The sequence below is a fragment of the Kocuria tytonicola genome, from assembly GCF_003687455.1.
Lineage (GTDB): Bacteria > Actinomycetota > Actinomycetes > Actinomycetales > Micrococcaceae > Kocuria > Kocuria tytonicola.
This window is the reverse complement of record NZ_PHOA01000024.1, coordinates 13,241-27,944: the sequence shown is the minus strand read 5'-3', so window position 1 is coordinate 27,944 and position 14,704 is coordinate 13,241. Positions and strand designations below refer to the sequence as shown.

Annotated in this window: 17 protein-coding genes and 2 tRNA genes; 11 read left to right on the top strand and 8 right to left on the bottom strand. The window is 72.2% G+C overall.

Annotated elements, in window-relative coordinates; translation table 11 throughout:
* Positions 1 to 133: 133 nt before the first annotated feature.
* The 6 genes from CWC38_RS04680 (at position 134) to CWC38_RS04655 (ending at position 3,002) form a co-directional block, all read left to right on the top strand.
* Positions 134 to 205: transfer RNA gene (locus CWC38_RS04680), tRNA-Thr, on the top strand.
* A gap of 52 nt (positions 206 to 257) precedes the next feature.
* Positions 258 to 331: transfer RNA gene (locus tag CWC38_RS04675), tRNA-Met, on the top strand.
* Positions 332 to 483: 152 nt separating this feature from the next.
* Positions 484 to 933: an FAS1-like dehydratase domain-containing protein gene (locus CWC38_RS04670; protein WP_121845657.1), complete on the top strand. Its 450-nt coding sequence runs from the start codon at positions 484 to 486 to the stop codon at positions 931 to 933.
* On the top strand, positions 930 to 1,412 hold the full coding sequence (locus CWC38_RS04665) for a MaoC family dehydratase (RefSeq protein ID WP_121845656.1): 483 nt from the start codon (positions 930 to 932) through the stop codon (positions 1,410 to 1,412). Before CWC38_RS04670 ends, CWC38_RS04665 begins: the two co-directional genes overlap by 4 nt.
* 11 nt (positions 1,413 to 1,423) lie before the next feature.
* Positions 1,424 to 2,542, top strand: a complete 1,119-nt coding sequence (locus CWC38_RS04660; RefSeq protein WP_121845655.1) for a UDP-N-acetylmuramate dehydrogenase — start codon at positions 1,424 to 1,426, stop codon at positions 2,540 to 2,542.
* 52 nt (positions 2,543 to 2,594) lie between these two features.
* Entirely contained in the window at positions 2,595 to 3,002 is a 408-nt protein-coding gene (locus tag CWC38_RS04655; RefSeq protein ID WP_121845654.1) for a PGPGW domain-containing protein, read from the top strand.
* Positions 3,003 to 3,166: 164 nt separating this feature from the next.
* Here CWC38_RS04655 and asd read toward each other — a convergent pair whose 3' ends face one another.
* The 7 genes from asd to CWC38_RS04620 form a co-directional block, all read right to left on the bottom strand.
* Positions 3,167 to 4,303, bottom strand: a complete 1,137-nt coding sequence (gene asd / locus CWC38_RS04650; protein ID WP_121845653.1) for an aspartate-semialdehyde dehydrogenase — start codon at positions 4,301 to 4,303, stop codon at positions 3,167 to 3,169.
* 113 nt (positions 4,304 to 4,416) lie between these two features.
* Positions 4,417 to 4,761: a GNAT family N-acetyltransferase gene (locus CWC38_RS04645; protein WP_121845652.1), complete on the bottom strand. Its 345-nt coding sequence runs from the start codon at positions 4,759 to 4,761 to the stop codon at positions 4,417 to 4,419.
* Between the two features lie 37 nt (positions 4,762 to 4,798).
* Entirely contained in the window at positions 4,799 to 5,371 is a 573-nt protein-coding gene (locus CWC38_RS04640; protein WP_240625050.1) for a dihydrofolate reductase, read from the bottom strand.
* Complete coding sequence (locus CWC38_RS04635; protein WP_121845651.1) at positions 5,368 to 6,189, bottom strand: thymidylate synthase; 822 nt, start codon at positions 6,187 to 6,189, stop codon at positions 5,368 to 5,370. The genes CWC38_RS04640 and CWC38_RS04635 overlap by 4 nt, the downstream gene beginning before the upstream one ends.
* A 31-nt stretch (positions 6,190 to 6,220) precedes the next feature.
* A complete protein-coding gene (locus tag CWC38_RS04630) occupies positions 6,221 to 7,171 on the bottom strand; it encodes an NUDIX hydrolase (RefSeq protein WP_121845650.1) in 951 nt (316 codons plus the stop codon).
* A gap of 78 nt (positions 7,172 to 7,249) precedes the next feature.
* Positions 7,250 to 8,161: a mycothiol synthase gene (gene mshD, locus CWC38_RS04625; protein WP_121845649.1), complete on the bottom strand. Its 912-nt coding sequence runs from the start codon at positions 8,159 to 8,161 to the stop codon at positions 7,250 to 7,252.
* Positions 8,162 to 8,195: 34 nt separating this feature from the next.
* Positions 8,196 to 8,885 (bottom strand): response regulator transcription factor, encoded by a 690-nt coding sequence (locus tag CWC38_RS04620; protein ID WP_121845648.1) that lies wholly within the window; start codon positions 8,883 to 8,885, stop codon positions 8,196 to 8,198.
* A 177-nt stretch (positions 8,886 to 9,062) separates the two neighbouring features.
* Here CWC38_RS04620 and CWC38_RS04615 point away from each other — a divergent pair, with 177 nt between their 5' ends.
* The 3 genes from CWC38_RS04615 to ygfZ all read left to right on the top strand — a co-directional run bounded on the left by CWC38_RS04615 (position 9,063) and on the right by ygfZ (position 11,603).
* Positions 9,063 to 9,671 (top strand): hypothetical protein, encoded by a 609-nt coding sequence (locus tag CWC38_RS04615; RefSeq protein WP_121845647.1) that lies wholly within the window; start codon positions 9,063 to 9,065, stop codon positions 9,669 to 9,671.
* A 115-nt stretch (positions 9,672 to 9,786) separates the two neighbouring features.
* Positions 9,787 to 10,404, top strand: coding sequence for a nitrobindin family protein (locus CWC38_RS04610; protein WP_121845646.1), 618 nt, complete (start codon positions 9,787 to 9,789; stop codon positions 10,402 to 10,404).
* Positions 10,401 to 11,603, top strand: coding sequence for a CAF17-like 4Fe-4S cluster assembly/insertion protein YgfZ (gene ygfZ, locus CWC38_RS04605; protein ID WP_121845645.1), 1,203 nt, complete (start codon positions 10,401 to 10,403; stop codon positions 11,601 to 11,603). The genes CWC38_RS04610 and ygfZ overlap by 4 nt, the downstream gene beginning before the upstream one ends.
* 120 nt (positions 11,604 to 11,723) lie before the next feature.
* On the opposite strand, the gene CWC38_RS04600 is transcribed toward ygfZ, so the two are convergent.
* The gene (locus CWC38_RS04600; protein WP_121845644.1) at positions 11,724 to 12,755 is read right to left on the bottom strand and encodes a 6-phosphofructokinase; all 1,032 of its coding nucleotides are present in this window, start codon (positions 12,753 to 12,755) and stop codon (positions 11,724 to 11,726) included.
* Between the two features lie 203 nt (positions 12,756 to 12,958).
* On the opposite strand from CWC38_RS04600, the gene ppk2 reads away from it, so the two are divergent.
* Together ppk2 and CWC38_RS04590 are read left to right on the top strand one after the other, a co-directional pair.
* Positions 12,959 to 13,870, top strand: coding sequence for a polyphosphate kinase 2 (gene ppk2 / locus CWC38_RS04595; RefSeq protein ID WP_121845643.1), 912 nt, complete (start codon positions 12,959 to 12,961; stop codon positions 13,868 to 13,870).
* A 70-nt stretch (positions 13,871 to 13,940) separates the two neighbouring features.
* A complete protein-coding gene (locus tag CWC38_RS04590) occupies positions 13,941 to 14,636 on the top strand; it encodes a hypothetical protein (RefSeq protein WP_121845660.1) in 696 nt (231 codons plus the stop codon).
* The last annotated feature ends 68 nt before the right edge of the window (positions 14,637 to 14,704 follow it).

Genomic DNA, 14,704 nt, shown 5'->3' with positions numbered 1-14,704 from the left:
CCGTGGGGGTGCGGCAGGGGTGGTGCGGCCGGGCGCGGCCTGACCGGGTGTCGCGGGCCTGCCGGGCCCCGGATTCAGTGGCCGCAGCCCGTTTTGTGCATCGCGCGGGCGTCCTGTTAGAGTATTCCGCGTTGCCCCGATAGCTCAGTGGTAGAGCGCCATCTTGGTAAGATGGAGGTCCCGGGATCGATTCCCGGTCGGGGCTCTCATGATGACAGCCTGCGGTCCCTGTGATGCGCAGGTTTCATCCATGATGTGGCGGTGTAGCTCAGCTGGTTAGAGCGCACGACTCATAATCGTGAGGTCGACGGATCGAGCCCGTCCACCGCTACCGTTCAGGCGCCGTTCCCCACCGGGGAGCGGCGCCTTTCTCGTGCCCACCCTCCGCGTCACGGAGGTCGTCCCTGGGTGCCGCCGCCACGCCCGCGCCCGGGGGAGGGGCCGCTAGGCTGGGCGCAGACCGTTCGTCGAAACGAGGAGAGCATGGCCGTTTCCGCTGACGTGGTGGGCAGCACCTACCCGTCCATCACCCCGTACCGGGTGGGCCGCGAGAAGATCCGCGAGTTCGCCACCGCCGTCAAGGCCCAGGACCCCGCCCACCACGACGTCGCCGCGGCGCAGGCCGCCGGGTACACGGACATCGTGGCGCCCCCCACCTTCGCCATCGTCGTCTCCCAGCGGGCCGACGCCGCCCTGGTCAACGATCCCGCGGCGGGCATCGACTTCTCGCGGGTGGTCCACGCGGACCAGCGCTTCACGCACCACCGGCCGATCGTGGCCGGGGACGAGCTGACCGCAGCGGTCACCGTGGACGCCGTGCGGCCCCTGGGCTCCGGTGCCATGGTGACCTCGCGGGTGGAGATCACCACCACGGACGGAGAGCCCGTGGCGACCACCGTGTCGTCGCTGCTCGTGCGGGGGGAGGACCAGTGAGCGTGGACTTCGGGACCCTGGAGAAGGGCCAGCAGATCGGTGAGCGCACGGTGGAGGTGTCCCGCGCGGACCTCGTGCGGTACGCAGGGGCGTCCGGGGACTTCAACCCCATCCACTGGAACCCGGAGTTCGCGCGTTCGGTGGGGCTGCCGGACGTGATCGCCCACGGCATGTTCACCATGGGAGCTGCAGTGGCGCTGGTGACCGAGTGGGCCGGGGACCCGGGTGCCGTGGTGGACTACCAGACCCGCTTCACCAAGCCCGTGGTGGTCCCGAACGCCTTCGGCGCAGCCGTGGAGCCCAGCACCCGGCTCACGGTGACCGGAACGGTCGGCGCGGTCGACCCCGAGGCGCGCACCGCGCGGGTGGACCTCACGGTCACCGCTCCGGACCTCTCCGGGCCCGAGGCGGATCCTGCCGCGGCGACGCCCCTCAAGGTCCTCGTCAAGGCCCAGGCCGTTGTGAGATTCCCCCACTAGACTCGGGCACCATGAACGCACCCCGCCTCTCCGAGCTCACGACCACGGCCGTGGGCGGCCCCGCCACGCGGTACGTGGCCGCCACCACCGAGACCGAGGTCGTGGACGCCGTTGCCGCCGCGGACCGCGCGGGGGAGCGCGTGCTGGTGGTGGGCGGGGGCTCCAACATCCTGGCCTCCGAGCACCCGTTCGACGGCACGGTGGTGCACGTGGCCACTCGCGGGTTCTCGGTCTCCGAGGACGCCGACGGCGTCGGCGTCCTGGTGCGGGTCGCCGCCGGCCACCCGTGGGACGAGCTCGTGCGCGAGACCGTGGAGCGCGGGCTGTCCGGGTTGGAGACGCTGTCGGGCATCCCGGGCACCACCGGTGCCACACCCGTGCAGAACGTGGGGGCCTACGGCGCGGAGGTGTCCCAGAGCATCGTGGGCGTGGAGACCTGGGACCGCGTGGAGCGCACCCGGCGCTGCTTCGTGTTCGAGGAGCTGCAGTTCTCCTACCGGGACTCGGTGCTCAAGCGCAGCATTTCCCACGGCTCACCGCGCTACGTTGTGCTGTCCGTGGCCTTCCGGCTGGAGCCCCGCGAGGACTCCATCCCCATCCGCTACGCCCAGCTCGCCACGGCCCTCGGGGTGGAGGTGGGAGACCGCGCCCCTCTGGCGAGCGTGCGGGAGACCGTCCTGCGCCTGCGTGGACGCAAGGGCATGGTGGTCGACCCCCAGGACCGGGACACCTTCAGCACCGGCTCCTTCTTCACCAACCCCGTGGTTCCCGAGCACGAGTTCACCGACCGCATCCCCGCGGATGCCCCGCGCTACCCGGTGCTCGACGCCCGGGGTCACACCGTGGAGGGCGCCGTGAAGTTCTCCGCGGCGTGGCTCATCGACCACTCGGGCTTCGGCAAGGGCTTCGGCCTGCCGGGCACCCGCAACGTGCTGCTGGAGCTGGACGGCGAACTGGTCGCGGGGGGCAGGGCCTCGCTGTCCACCAAGCACACCCTGGCCATGACGAACAGGGGGCAGGCCTCCGGTGAGGACGTCGCAGCCGTGGCACGCACGGTGCAGCGCGGCGTCGCCGAGGTCTTCGGCGTTCACCTGGAACCCGAGCCCGTCCTGCTGGGGCTCACCCTGTGAACGGGCCCCGCGCCGCGGCCGGGCCCCGCTCCGCGGCGAGGACGCGTCCGGCATGAGCTCCGAGTTCCACGAGGAGGTCGAGCGCGGCGAGCAGGGTGGCAGGGTCCACCGGGCCGTCCTGCGGCTGCGCGCGTGGTCGGAGCGGCACCCCGCGCTGCGGATCCTCCACAAGGGCATCGTGATCGTGCTCGGCGGCATCCTCGGGCTGGCGGGCCTCGTGATGCTCGTGACGCCCGGCCCCGGCTGGTTGTTCATCTTCCTGGGGCTCGGGGTGTGGAGCACCGAGTTCGAGTGGGCGCACCGGCTGAACCTTCGCATCAAGCGCGTGGCCCTGCGGGTGTGGCGGTGGTGGTCCAACCTGATGGCCGAGCGTCGCCACCGGCGCGCACTGGCCAAGCCGCCACGCCTGGCGCCGGGCCCGCGCCACCTGCGCGCCGAGCCGCCCGAGGACGCCCACTGAGGCGCTGAGCGGGCAGCCACCCCCGGCCCGGCGACGCCGCCGCGCGGCTCCGCGGACGGCGCGGGGGCCGCGCCGCACCGGGGCCGGAGGACGGAGCCACGGTGACCGCCGAGGAGCGGCACCCCACCCGGGCCGCGAGGTCCGGGTGGCGCGGGGGTCGCGGCTCAGAGCGTCCCGAGGGCGATCTTCAGCATGCGGCGCACGGGTTCGGCGGCGCCCCACAGCAGCTGGTCCCCCACGGTGAACGCGGAGATGTACCGCGGACCCATGCTCAGGGGCCGGATGCGCCCCACGGGGATCTGCAGGGAGCCGGAGGCGGCCACGGGCGTGAGGTCCCGCACCGAGTCCTCCTTGGTGTTGGGCACCACGGTGGTCCACTCGTTGTCCGCGTCCAGGATCCGCTCGACCTCCGTCACCGGGATCTCCTCCCGCAGCTTGAGGGTCAGGGCCTGGGAGTGGGAGCGCATGGCCGCGATCCGCACGCACAGCCCGTCCACGGGAACGGCGGTCTCCCCGGAGCGGCCGAGGATCTTGTTGGTCTCCGCCTGGGCCTTCCACTCCTCGCGGGACTGGCCGTTGCCCAGGTCCGCGTCGATCCACGGAATCAGGGAGCCGGACAGCGGCACTCCGAACTGCGTGGTGTCCAGGTCCCCGCCGCGCTGGGCGGCGAGCACCGCGCGGTCGATCTCGAGGATGGCCGAGGCCGGGTCCGCGAGCTGGTCCGCCACGTGTGCGTGCAGATCGCCGAACTGCTGCAGCACCTCGCGCATGTGGCGGGCGCCGCCCCCGGAGGCCGCCTGGTAGGTCATGGACGTGGCCCACTCCACGAGGTCGTTGCGGAACAGTCCGCCCAGGCCCATGAGCATGCAGGACACCGTGCAGTTGCCCCCCACGAAGTCCTTGACCCCGCGGTCCAGGGCGGCGTCGATCACGTCCCGGTTCACGGGGTCCAGCACGATCACGGCGTCGTCCTGCATGCGCAGGGTGGAGGCGGCGTCGATCCAGATGCCGTCCCAGCCCCGGCTCCGCAGGGTCCCGTGGACGGCCTTCGTGTAGTCCCCGCCCTGCGTGGTCACCAGCACGGGCAGCGTGGCCAGCGCATCGAGGTCGTGGGCGTCCTGCAGCGTTCCGGTGTCCCCGAGTCCGGCAATCTCCGGTGCCGCACCCCCGGCGTTGGAGGTGGAGAAGAACACGGGGTCCAGTCCCGTGAAGTCGTCCTCGGCGCGCATGCGGTCCATGAGTACGGAACCCACCATGCCGCGCCAACCGATGAAACCTACGGCTGCGGGGTGTGAAGTCATGGCCTCCACTCTACCGAGGGACTGGGCCACGGCTGCGGGCCCGGGGCGCGCCGCCGCCGCGGTCCCCGAGCCGAGCCCGCGCACGGGTCCGGGTGGGGAGCCCGTGGACCGCCTCAGCCCTGACCGCGCGGGCCAGGGGTGTCGGCGAGCAGGTCGCGGTAGGCGGGGAAGCGGTCCATGTAGTCCTGCACGTAGCTGCACGTGGCGCGGACCCGCACACCGCGCTCGCGGTACCCGTCCAGCACACGGGTCACCAGGGTGCGGGCGTAGCCCCTGCCGCCGAAGGCCTCGGAGATGATGGTGTGCTGCAGGTCCACCGTGCCGTCCGGCAGCACCTCCACGCCCAGGAACCCGATGTACTGCTCGTCGCGCCACAGCTCGTACCGGGACTCGTCGTGGTTGGGGACGATCCGCAGCGCGGGATCGGTGTCGGTGCTCGGTGTGGATGCGCTCGTCACGGTGGGGCCTCCTGCTCGGGGTGTGTGGAGGATCACGCTATCGCACGGGGGTGCGCGTCCACTCGTCGATCCGGAACCGGGTGCCGTTGCCCGCCACGGTCCAGTCCTGGACCTCGGTGCGGGACCACGCGGCGTCGAGACCCGGGGCGTGGGTGTCCCCGGGGACGTCCAGGTCCACGGTGGTCACCAGGACCCGGGTGAGCGGCAGCGCGGCGTGCGCGGCGGCGTCGCGCCACACGCTGGGCCCGCCGAGCACCCAGATCTCCCGGGGCGCGGTCTCCGGACCGGCCGCGGGCTCCGTGGCGAGCACTCCGAGTGCCACGTCCACGGCCTCGGCGTAGGACCCCACGGCCCACACGCGCTCCCCGTCAGCGGGCACGGACTCCGGGCGGGAGGTGATCACGATGTTCTGCCGCCCGGGCAGCGGCCGCACCCGCTCCGGGAACGAGTCCCACGTGCGCCGGCCCATGACCACGGGGTGCCCGATCGTGATGCGCGCGAAGAACTTCAGGTCCTCGGAGAGGTGCCAGGGCAGCCCGCCGTCCACCCCGATCACACCGTCCGGCGTCTGCGCCCAGATGGCGCCCACCACCACGTCGCCCGTGCTCACACCGCCACCGGTGCCTTGATGCCGGGGTGGTGCCGGTAGCCCTCCACCGCGAAGTCCTCGAACGCGTAGTCGAAGATGCTGTCCGGGCGCCGGAGCAGGCGCAGCCGGGGATAGGGGTAGGGTTCGCGGGCCAGCTGCGTGCGCACCTGCTCCAGGTGGTTGGCGTAGATGTGGCAGTCGCCGCCGGTCCACACGAACTCGCCCGGGACCATGTCGCACTGCTGGGCCACCATCACGGTGAGCAGGGCGTAGGAGGCGATGTTGAACGGGACACCCAGGAAGAGGTCCGCGGAGCGCTGGTAGAGCTGGCAGCTCAGGGCGTCGGGGCCGTCCTCACGGGGCTGCACGTAGAACTGGAACAGGGCGTGGCACGGCGGCAGCGCCATCCGGTCCACCTCGGCGGGGTTCCACGCGCTCACCAGGTGCCGGCGGGAGTCAGGGGTGGTGCGCAGGGAGTCCACCACCCGCGCGATCTGGTCGATCGTCTCCCCGTGGCCTGCGGGCCAGCTGCGCCACTGGACGCCGTACACGGGCCCCAGGTCCCCGTTCTCGTCCGCCCACTCGTCCCAGATGCTCACACCGCGCTCCTGCAGCCACCGCACGTTCGAGGAGCCGGAGAGGAACCACAGCAGCTCGAGCGCCACGGAGCGGAAGTGCACGCGCTTGGTGGTCAGCAGGGGGAAGGACTCGCCCAGGTCGTAGCGGATCTGGCGCCCGAACACGGACAGGGTGCCGGTGCCGGTGCGGTCCGTCTTGCGGGTGCCGTGCTCCAGGACGTCCCGCAGGAGGTCCTCGTAGGGGGTGGGGATGCCGGGCATGGGCTTCCTCTCTCGACGCCGCTGGGCGGAGTCAGTCGTCGAAGGGCGAGATGATCTCGAAGGCCACGGCCTGCGAACGCTGTGCCCCGCGGGGCATGTGCAGCACGATCATCTGCCCGGGGCTCAGGTAGGGGTCGGAATCCGGCAGCTGTCCGGCCAGGTCCGAGGGCATGTGCTTGGCGAGCACCTTGAGCACCGTGGGCAGCACCGGACGGTGGGTGCACAGCACCACGGGCCGCTCGGTGTCGAAGAGCTGCTCGGTGACCTGGGCGGCCCGCTTGGGGTGGCGCTTGTGCGTGGCCTCCGTGAGCTGCGGGCGCTCCTTGACCTTGACGCCGTGCTTCTGGGCGTAGGGGACCACCGTGGACATGCAGCGCAGCCACGGGGAGGTGACCACGCGCTCGGGTCCCCACGCGGCGAGCAGGCGCGTCACGGCGAGTGCCTGGCGCTTGCCCGTGGCCGCGAGGGGGCGGTCGCCCTCGGCGCGCTGCCACGAGGAGCGGGGCTTGGCCTTGGCGTGGCGGATCACGATCACGGGGCGGGTGGCCAGGCACGCGCGGGAGTGCAGCCTCGCGAGTTCTTCCAGGGGCGCCCGGTCGTCGGTGTTGGTGAGCATCTCCCGGGCCCGCTCCACGGTCACCCACTCCATGCGGTCCACCTCGTCGTCCTCGGGCACGGCCCGCACGTTCGGCGCCACCTCCGCGGCCCAGTAGCGCACGAGCTTGTCGTGGCCGCGCACCTTGTACTCGGAGTCGCCCAGGTGCACCCCCAGGGTCACGCGCAGCCCGGTCTCCTCGCGCAGCTCGCGCACCGCGGTCTCCGGGAGGGTCTCGCCGTCGTCCTGCTTGCCCTTGGGCCAGGACCAGTCGTCGTAGCGGGGACGGTGGATGACCAGCACCTGGAGCTCGCCGTCCACCACCCGCCAGCAGAGACACCCGCCGGCGAGGATGTCGTACGTGCCCAGGGTGGTGTTCTTCGCCATGGTCTGCTCTCCGTGCTCAGAAGCTCATGCCCCACCCGGGTGGAGGGGGCGGGGGATACGTACCGATGGTAGTGGTGCTCAGCTGCGGTACATGACGTCCACGTGCCAGTGCTCGAATCCCAGGGACTCGTACAGGGCCACCGCGGCGGAGTTGTCCGCGTCCACGTAGAGCATCACGTCCCGCAGGCCCTGCTCCGCGAGGTGGTTGATCCCCGCCGCGGTCAGTGCCCGGCCCAGACCGCCGCCCTGCCGGGACGGGTCCACGCCGACGGCATAGACCTCACCCAGTGCCGGGGAGTCACCGGAGGCGGGGTGCACCTTGGTCCAGTGGAAGCCGAGGACTCCGTCCGGTTCCTGCGACTCCACGGCCAGCAGGAACCCGCGCGCGTCGAACCAGGGCTCGCCCTCGCGCTCCTGCAGGTCCGCGAGGGTGATCCGCCCCTGCTCGGGGTGCTCGGCGAAGGCCGCCGCGTTGACGCGCAGCCACGCCTGCTCGTCCCGGCCCACCTCGAACGGACGGATCTCCACGCCGTCCGGCAGCGAGACCTCCAGGGGGACGTCGGAGGCGTCTGCCACGGTGCGCCTGAGCTGCAGCAGGTCCCGCACCGGTGTGAGGCTGTAGAGCTCCGCGAGCCGCTGCGCCGCGGGCTGGTTGCCGTGCGCCCACGCCTCCACGGTGCCGTCCACCGCGGCGCGCAGCTGCCCCGCGATGGCCGTGGCAATCCCCCGGTCGCGGTGCGCGGGGTCCACGGTCAGCTCCACGGTGAACGTGGAGGCCGCGTCCTGCTGCGGCACGACGACGGCCGCCCCCACGAGGTCGTCGCCGTCGGTGGCCGCCACGCACGTGACGCCCTCGCGGCCGGAGCGGAGGTCCACGAGGGTCTGGTCCGAGAACGGGGGTTCGCCGTCCGCGGCGCGGGAGCGCTCGCCGAGCGAGGCGAGGTCCTCGGGGAAGGGGATGCTGTCGTACGGGGTCACGGTGACGGACACGGTGGTGCCTCCTCGGTGCTGGAACGGCCGACGGTCAGGCTGCTGGCTCCCTGCCCGCGGTGAAGCTGTACCCCACGTTACGCACAGTCGTGATGAGGTGCTCGTGGTCCGAGCCGAGTTTGGCCCGCAGCCGGCGGATGTGCACGTCCACGGTGCGCGTGCCGCCGTAGTAGTCGTAGCCCCACACCTCGGACAGCAGCTGGTGGCGCGTGAACACGCGGCCCACGTGCTGCACCAGGAACTTCAGCAGCTCGAACTCCTTGAAGGTGAGGTTGAGCGGCCGCCCCGCGAGCTTCACGGTGTAGGAGTCCTCGTCGATGCTCACGGAGCCAGCGCGCAGCACGTTCTCCTCCGGCTCGGGGGCGCCCGGGCCGGCGGGGGCGCTCGCGAGCCGCACCCGCACCTCCACCTCGGCGGGTCCGGCGGTCTCCAGGACGACGTCGCTCACGCACCACGACGCCGCCACGGCCGCCATGCCGCCCTCGGTCACCACGAGCAGGACCGGGAGGGGCCGCTGCGCCGCGGAGAGGGACTGGGCCGTGTTGCGCGCCCCCACGAGGTCTCCCGTGCCGTCCAGGACCACGAGGTCCGGGCGCCCCGGCCCGGTCAGCGCCGGGACCCGGTCCCACGCGTGCCCCACCACGGTGTGGTGCAGCAGCTCCAGTGCGGGCAGCACCGCCCCCGCGGAGCGTGCGCCAGGGCTGAGCAGGGCGATGTGGGTCACGGTGGGATCCGCTCGGACGCGAGGGGGCCGGTGCCGCACGGGCACGGCCGATGACCGGGCCAGTATAGGCGGGACGGGTCCGTGGCCCGCCCTCGCCCGGCCCGGCGGGTTGGGCGGCTACCCTGGCACCGGGGACGGTTCACGTCTCCTCCACCGCTGCACCCGAAGGAACCCGCCATGAAGTACGCGCGCATCGTCCTGGCCACCGTCGTGGCGCTGGTGCTCGCGCTCGCCGCGGGCGTCGTCGGCTCCTGGGCCCCGCTGGTGGTCTCCGTCGCCATGGCCGTGACCATCGGGGTGGGATGGCCCGCAGCCGCCGGCATCCACGCCCGGCGCCGCCACAACGCACTGATCGCCGTGGCCGGCACGCTCGCGTGCCTGCTGGTGCAGCTCGTGCCCTCCCAGCGGCTCGTGTGGCTGCCCGCGATCATCGGGGTGGCGTTCATGGCCGCGTGCGTGGCGGAGCTCGTGCGTGGGGAGGGCGCCGAGCACCGGCTCGAGTCCTTGCTGGCCTCGGTCACCGGGGTGCTCGCGGCCGTGGCGTCCTCGGGGTGGATCGCGTTCTCCACCGTGGCCCACGAGCAGGGGCTGAGCGGCTGGCTGACCGTGGCCGGAGTGGGCGCACCCCTCGCCGTGATCCTCGCCGTCGCGGGTGCACGCGTGATCTCCGCGGCTCCCGAGAGGCTGCCGCGCCGGGGCATGATCACCCTCGGTGTGACGCCCGTGGCGCTGCTCGGAATGGTCGCGGTTTTCGCCAGTCAGGTGCTGGCCGCCGTGGTAGCGTGACACCATGCTTGCACTCGAAATCTTCTACCTGACCCTGCTGGGACTCTCCACCGTCGCCATCGGTCTGATCGCCCTGAAGGTCGTGTTCAGCCTGTTCAAGGGGCAGATGTAGCTCGTGCCCATCGAGATCCCCACCGACCTCACCCCCGAACTCGTCCCCTTCGCCTGGCTCCTGGGCACGTGGGAGGGCAACGGCTTCATGGGGTACGGCGACGCCGAGCAGCGTGCCTTCCGGCAGCGCGTCACGTTCGAGCAGACCGGCCTCCCGTTCGTGATCTACCGCGCGCAGACCACGCTCCTCGACGAAGAGGGCGAGCCGCAGCGCGAGGCCACGTACGAGCAGGGTTTCTGGGAGCTCGCCCGGCCGCGTGAGGACGGGGACGCGGGTCCCGGCATGCTGCCCCCGGACCCCCTTCCGGTGCTCAAGTCCGCCGAGGACGTGGAGCAGCTGCGCAACGCGAACGGCGGCTTCGACATCTCCGTGACCATTGCCCAGCCCGGTGGTGTTGCTGAGCTGTACCTCGGGGAGATCAAGGGCCCGCGCGTGGATCTGCGCACGGACGCCGTGATCCGCGCCCGGGGGGCCAAGGAGTACCAGTCCGGAACCCGACTCTACGGCCTGGTCAACAACCACCTCATGTGGGCCTGGGACATGGCCGCGGAGGGCCGCGAGCTGAGCACGCACGCGTCCGCCGAGCTCACGAAGGTGGAGAAGGCCGACCCCCAGCCGTGACCGACCCCGCTCCCTCGTACTCCTCCGTGCTGCTCCAGCGTCACGGTGCCGTCCCGGCGGGCGGGCAGGACACGGGCGTGGCCGCCCACTACGGGGACCCCGTGCCCGAGCAGCGCGCCCTCGCGCGCGGCCGTGCCGTCGTGGACCAGTCCCAGCGCGGCGTCGTGACCGTGAGCGGCGCGGACCGGCTGAGCTGGCTCACCACCCTCTCCTCCCAGGTGCTGACGGGGCTGCAGCCCGGTCAGAGCTCGGAGACCCTCTTCCTGAGCGTCCAGGGACGTGTGGAGTTCGCTCCGCACGTGCTGGACGACGGCACCACCACCTGGCTGCTCACCGAGGCCGCCGAAGCTCCTGCTCTCACCGCCTGGCTCGAGTCCATGCGCTTCGCCCTGCGGGTCGAGGTGGAGGACGTCAGCGCGCACTGGGCCGTGCTCGCCGCCACCCGAGACCTCACGGATCCCCTGGACGCCGCGCTCGCCGGGGGCGGCGGCGTCGGGCGGGTCCTGGTGTGGCGCGATCCCTGGCCGGAGGTGACCGCCGGCGGACACGCCTACGCCACCACACACGAACATCCCGGCGCGGACCGCCCGTGGTACGAGCACCTCGTGCCCCTCCACGAGCTGGAGACCGCCGTGGCAGCCCTGGAGAGCGAGGGCCTCGTCCTGGCCGGCGCGTGGGCCGCGGAAGCCCTGCGGATCGAGGCCTGGCGGCCCCGCTGGGGCGTGGAGACCGACGAGAAGACCATTCCGCACGAGCTCGACTGGATGCGCACCGCGGTGCACCTGGCCAAGGGGTGCTACAAGGGCCAGGAGACCGTGGCACGCGTGCACAACCGCGGGCCCCCGCCGCGCCGGCTCACGTTCCTTGACCTGGACGGCTCCCAGCACACCCTGCCCGAGGCGGGCGCGGCGGTGGAGCTCGGTGGCAGGACCGTGGGTCGGATCACCGCAGCTCAGCTGCACCACGAGGCCGGGCCCGTGGCCCTGGCCGTGCTCAAGCGCTCCGTGGACCCGGCCGCCGACCTCACCGTGCGCGACGTCGTGCGGGACGCCCCGCAGGGCGGGGACGGCATCGAGGAGCCGGCCGTGCCGGAGCAGTGGGCCGCGGCCCAGTCCGTTGTGGTCCCCCCGGAGGCAGGGTCCGTGGTGGGGCGCGCGCAAGGCCTCTTGCGCGGCCCCCGGGGCGGCCACTCGGGCTGAGCGCCCGTCGCGGCCAGCGGCACACCGTCGGGGCGGCGGCGTCGACACCGGAATGCACGCGCGGACCGGTCCTTCCGAGGAGGACCGGTCCGCGCGCGGTCGTGCCGAGGGGCGCGGCACTCAGCGGCCGAAGAGCTCCTTGGCCTCGTCGTAGCGTTCGCGCGGAACGGCCTTGAGGCCGTCCAGCGCCGCGGAGAAGTCCACGCGCACCACGTCGGTGCCGCGCAGGGCGCACATCTTGCCCCACTGCTTCTCGTGGGCCATGGTCACGGCCGCGATGCCCAGCCGGGTGGCGAGCACCCGGTCGAAACCCGTGGGGGCGCCACCGCGCTGGATGTGGCCCAGGATGGTGTTGCGGGTCTCGATGCCCGTGATCTGCTCGATCTCCTGGGTGACGTACTCCCCGATGCCGCCCAGCCGCGGGCGGCCCGAGGCCTCCACGCCCTTGCCCGCAATGGCCTCGTCCCGATGGTCCGGGATGAAGCCCTCGGCCACGACCACCAGGGGAGAGCGGCCGCGGTCGTGGACCTCGCGCACCCACTCGGAGACCTGTTCCATGGACTCCCGGAACTCGGGGATGAGGATGGCGTGGGCACCGGCCGCCATGCCGGAGTGCAGCGCGATCCAGCCCACGTGCCGGCCCATGACCTCCGCGACCATGCAGCGGTGGTGGGACTCGCCCGTGGTGCGCAGCCGGTCCATGGCGTCCGTGGCGATCGAGACCGCGGTGTCGAAGCCGAATGTGTAGTCCGTGGCCTGCAGGTCGTTGTCGATGGTCTTGGGAACGCCCACCACGGGGAGACCGGCGTCCGCGAGCCGCTTGGCCCCGGCCAGGGTGCCCTCGCCGCCGATCGCGATCACGGCGTCGATCTCGTGGTGCTCCAGGACCTTCGCGATGTTCTCGGGCCCGCCCTGGGGGCCGTCGAACGGGTTGGTCCGGGACGTGCCCAGGATGGTTCCGCCCTGGCGCGCGAGCCCGCGCACGCTCTGGCGGGGCAGCTCCATGACGTCCCCCTCCACGACGCCGCGCCAGCCGTCCCGGAAGCCCACGAACTCGTGGCCGAAGGATTTGATGCCGTGCAGCACCGCGCCGCGGATCACCGCGTTGAGTCCGGGGCAGTCCCCGCCGCTGGTCATAAGCCCGATTCGCATGTGCTTCAGTGCTCCTCTGTGGTCGCGTGGTAGCTGGCACTTCCATCCTAGTGACGGGTGTGTCCCAGGGGTCGGCGGGAGCGCGCGGAACTGCCCGGGCGGCGTCGGGCGGGTTCCGGCCACACCGACCGGGTGCGGCAACTAGGATCGGGGAGGACGTGTGAACAGGTGCGTTCGCAGCGCCAGGCCACCAGGAGGACACCATGACCGCCCAGCAAGAACCGGCCCGTGAGAACCTGCGCGAGTTCATCGACAAGCTCGTGGACCAGGGCTACACGGTGCGGGACGGGCAGTCTCCGGACCCGGACCTGATCGACCCGGGGGGAAGCGCGGTGGAGACCTGGCGCGAGGGCTACCCGTACGACGAGCGCATGTCCCGCGAGGACTACGAGCTGGAGAAGTACCAGCTGCAGATCGAGCTGCTGAAGTTCCAGTACTGGGGCCAGGACAACGACCTCAAGCACGTGATCGTCTTCGAGGGCCGCGACGCCGCGGGCAAGGGCGGCACCATCAAGCGCTTCACCGAGCACCTGAACCCGCGTGCCGCGCGCGTCGTCGCCCTGAACAAGCCCTCGGACCGCGAGCAGGGGCAGTGGTACTTCCAGCGCTACATCCAGCACCTGCCCACCAACGGGGAGATCGTGCTCTTCGACCGCTCCTGGTACAACCGCGGCAACGTGGAGCGGGTGATGGGCTTCTGCACGGACGAGCAGTACGAGTCCTTCATGCTCCAGGCCCCCGTGTTCGAGAAGATGCTCGTGGACGCCGGGATCCACCTGACCAAGTTCTGGTTCTCCGTGACGCAGCACGAGCAGCGCACGCGCTTCGCGATCCGCCAGATCGACCCGGTGCGCCGCTGGAAGCTCTCGCCCATGGACCTGGCCTCGCTGGACCGCTGGGAGGACTACACGGTCGCCAAGGAGGAGACCTTCCGTCGTACGGACACGGACCACGCACCGTGGATCACCATCAAGTCCAACGACAAGAAGCGGGCGCGCCTGAACGCCATGCGCTTCTTCCTCAACCAGTTCGACTACGACGACAAGGACACCTCCGTGGTGTACCCGCCGGACCCGCTGATCGTGCGCCGCGGCCGGGACGCCGTGGACGACTGAGCCGCGCTCCGCACCACCCGCACCACCTGCCCCACCCAGTCGAGGCCACCCGATGGATCACAGCGAGCCCGTGAGCCGCCCCGCCCGGTTCTGCCGCGGCTGGGCGGCCGCCGGTGTCTCCATCCTCTGCGCGGCCACCTCCCACTACGCGGTCGACCCCCGCCCGCCCAGCGTGCTGCTGCTCGCGGTGGCGTTCGCACTGGCCGCCCTGGTGTGCGTGCTGCTGGCCGGGCGGCGCATGGGCCCCCTGCGCACCGGGTGCGCCGTGCTGCTGAGCCAGGTGCCGTTCCACCTGATCTTCTCGGGCGGCGGCCACTCGCCGTCCCCGGCCTCCTCGCCCGTCGCCGCGTCTGCCCCGGAGGTCTCGGCGCTGCGGCACGCGCACCATGCTGCAACGGTGCCCCCGTTCCCGCCCGGCCACGGCGGCGGTGACCTGGCCGGTGCCGCAGCACGGTCCCACGACGCCGCGGCGGGCCACGCGGGAGGCCTGGCCGACCTCCTCACGGCGGGCCACGGCCCCATGGTCTGGGCCCACCTCGTGGCGGCCGCCGCGACCTTCGTGCTGCTGCGCCACGTGGAGAACTGCTGGTGGCGCTTCCTCGACGCCGCCGTGCGCGTGCTCTTCACGGCGCTGCGGCTGCTACGACCGGTCCTCGTGCCGTGCCACGGGCTGCGGCCCGTCCCGCTGGCCTACCTCCTGCCGCCGCGCACGTGGTCGCCCGTGCGCGTCATCTCACGGCGCGGCCCGCCTCTCCTCTCGATCTGAGCAGTCCACCACCGAACACCCCGGCACGCCCGGTGTTGCCGCGGCCTGTCTTTCATCGAGAAGTACTT

What these genes read in the sequence shown, in the direction of transcription:
- CWC38_RS04670 (WP_121845657.1), top strand. Translation starts at nt 484, where the DNA reads ATGGCCGTTTCCGCTGACGTGGTGGGCAGCACCTACCCGTCCATCACC.
- CWC38_RS04660 (WP_121845655.1), top strand. Translation starts at nt 1,424, where the DNA reads ATGAACGCACCCCGCCTCTCCGAGCTCACGACCACGGCCGTGGGCGGC.
- CWC38_RS04655 (WP_121845654.1), top strand. Translation starts at nt 2,595, where the DNA reads ATGAGCTCCGAGTTCCACGAGGAGGTCGAGCGCGGCGAGCAGGGTGGC.
- asd (WP_121845653.1), bottom strand. Translation starts at nt 4,303, where the DNA reads ATGACTTCACACCCCGCAGCCGTAGGTTTCATCGGTTGGCGCGGCATG.
- CWC38_RS04635 (WP_121845651.1), bottom strand. Translation starts at nt 6,189, where the DNA reads ATGCCCGGCATCCCCACCCCCTACGAGGACCTCCTGCGGGACGTCCTG.
- CWC38_RS04630 (WP_121845650.1), bottom strand. Translation starts at nt 7,171, where the DNA reads ATGGCGAAGAACACCACCCTGGGCACGTACGACATCCTCGCCGGCGGG.
- CWC38_RS04615 (WP_121845647.1), top strand. Translation starts at nt 9,063, where the DNA reads ATGAAGTACGCGCGCATCGTCCTGGCCACCGTCGTGGCGCTGGTGCTC.
- CWC38_RS04600 (WP_121845644.1), bottom strand. Translation starts at nt 12,755, where the DNA reads ATGCGAATCGGGCTTATGACCAGCGGCGGGGACTGCCCCGGACTCAAC.
- ppk2 (WP_121845643.1), top strand. Translation starts at nt 12,959, where the DNA reads ATGACCGCCCAGCAAGAACCGGCCCGTGAGAACCTGCGCGAGTTCATC.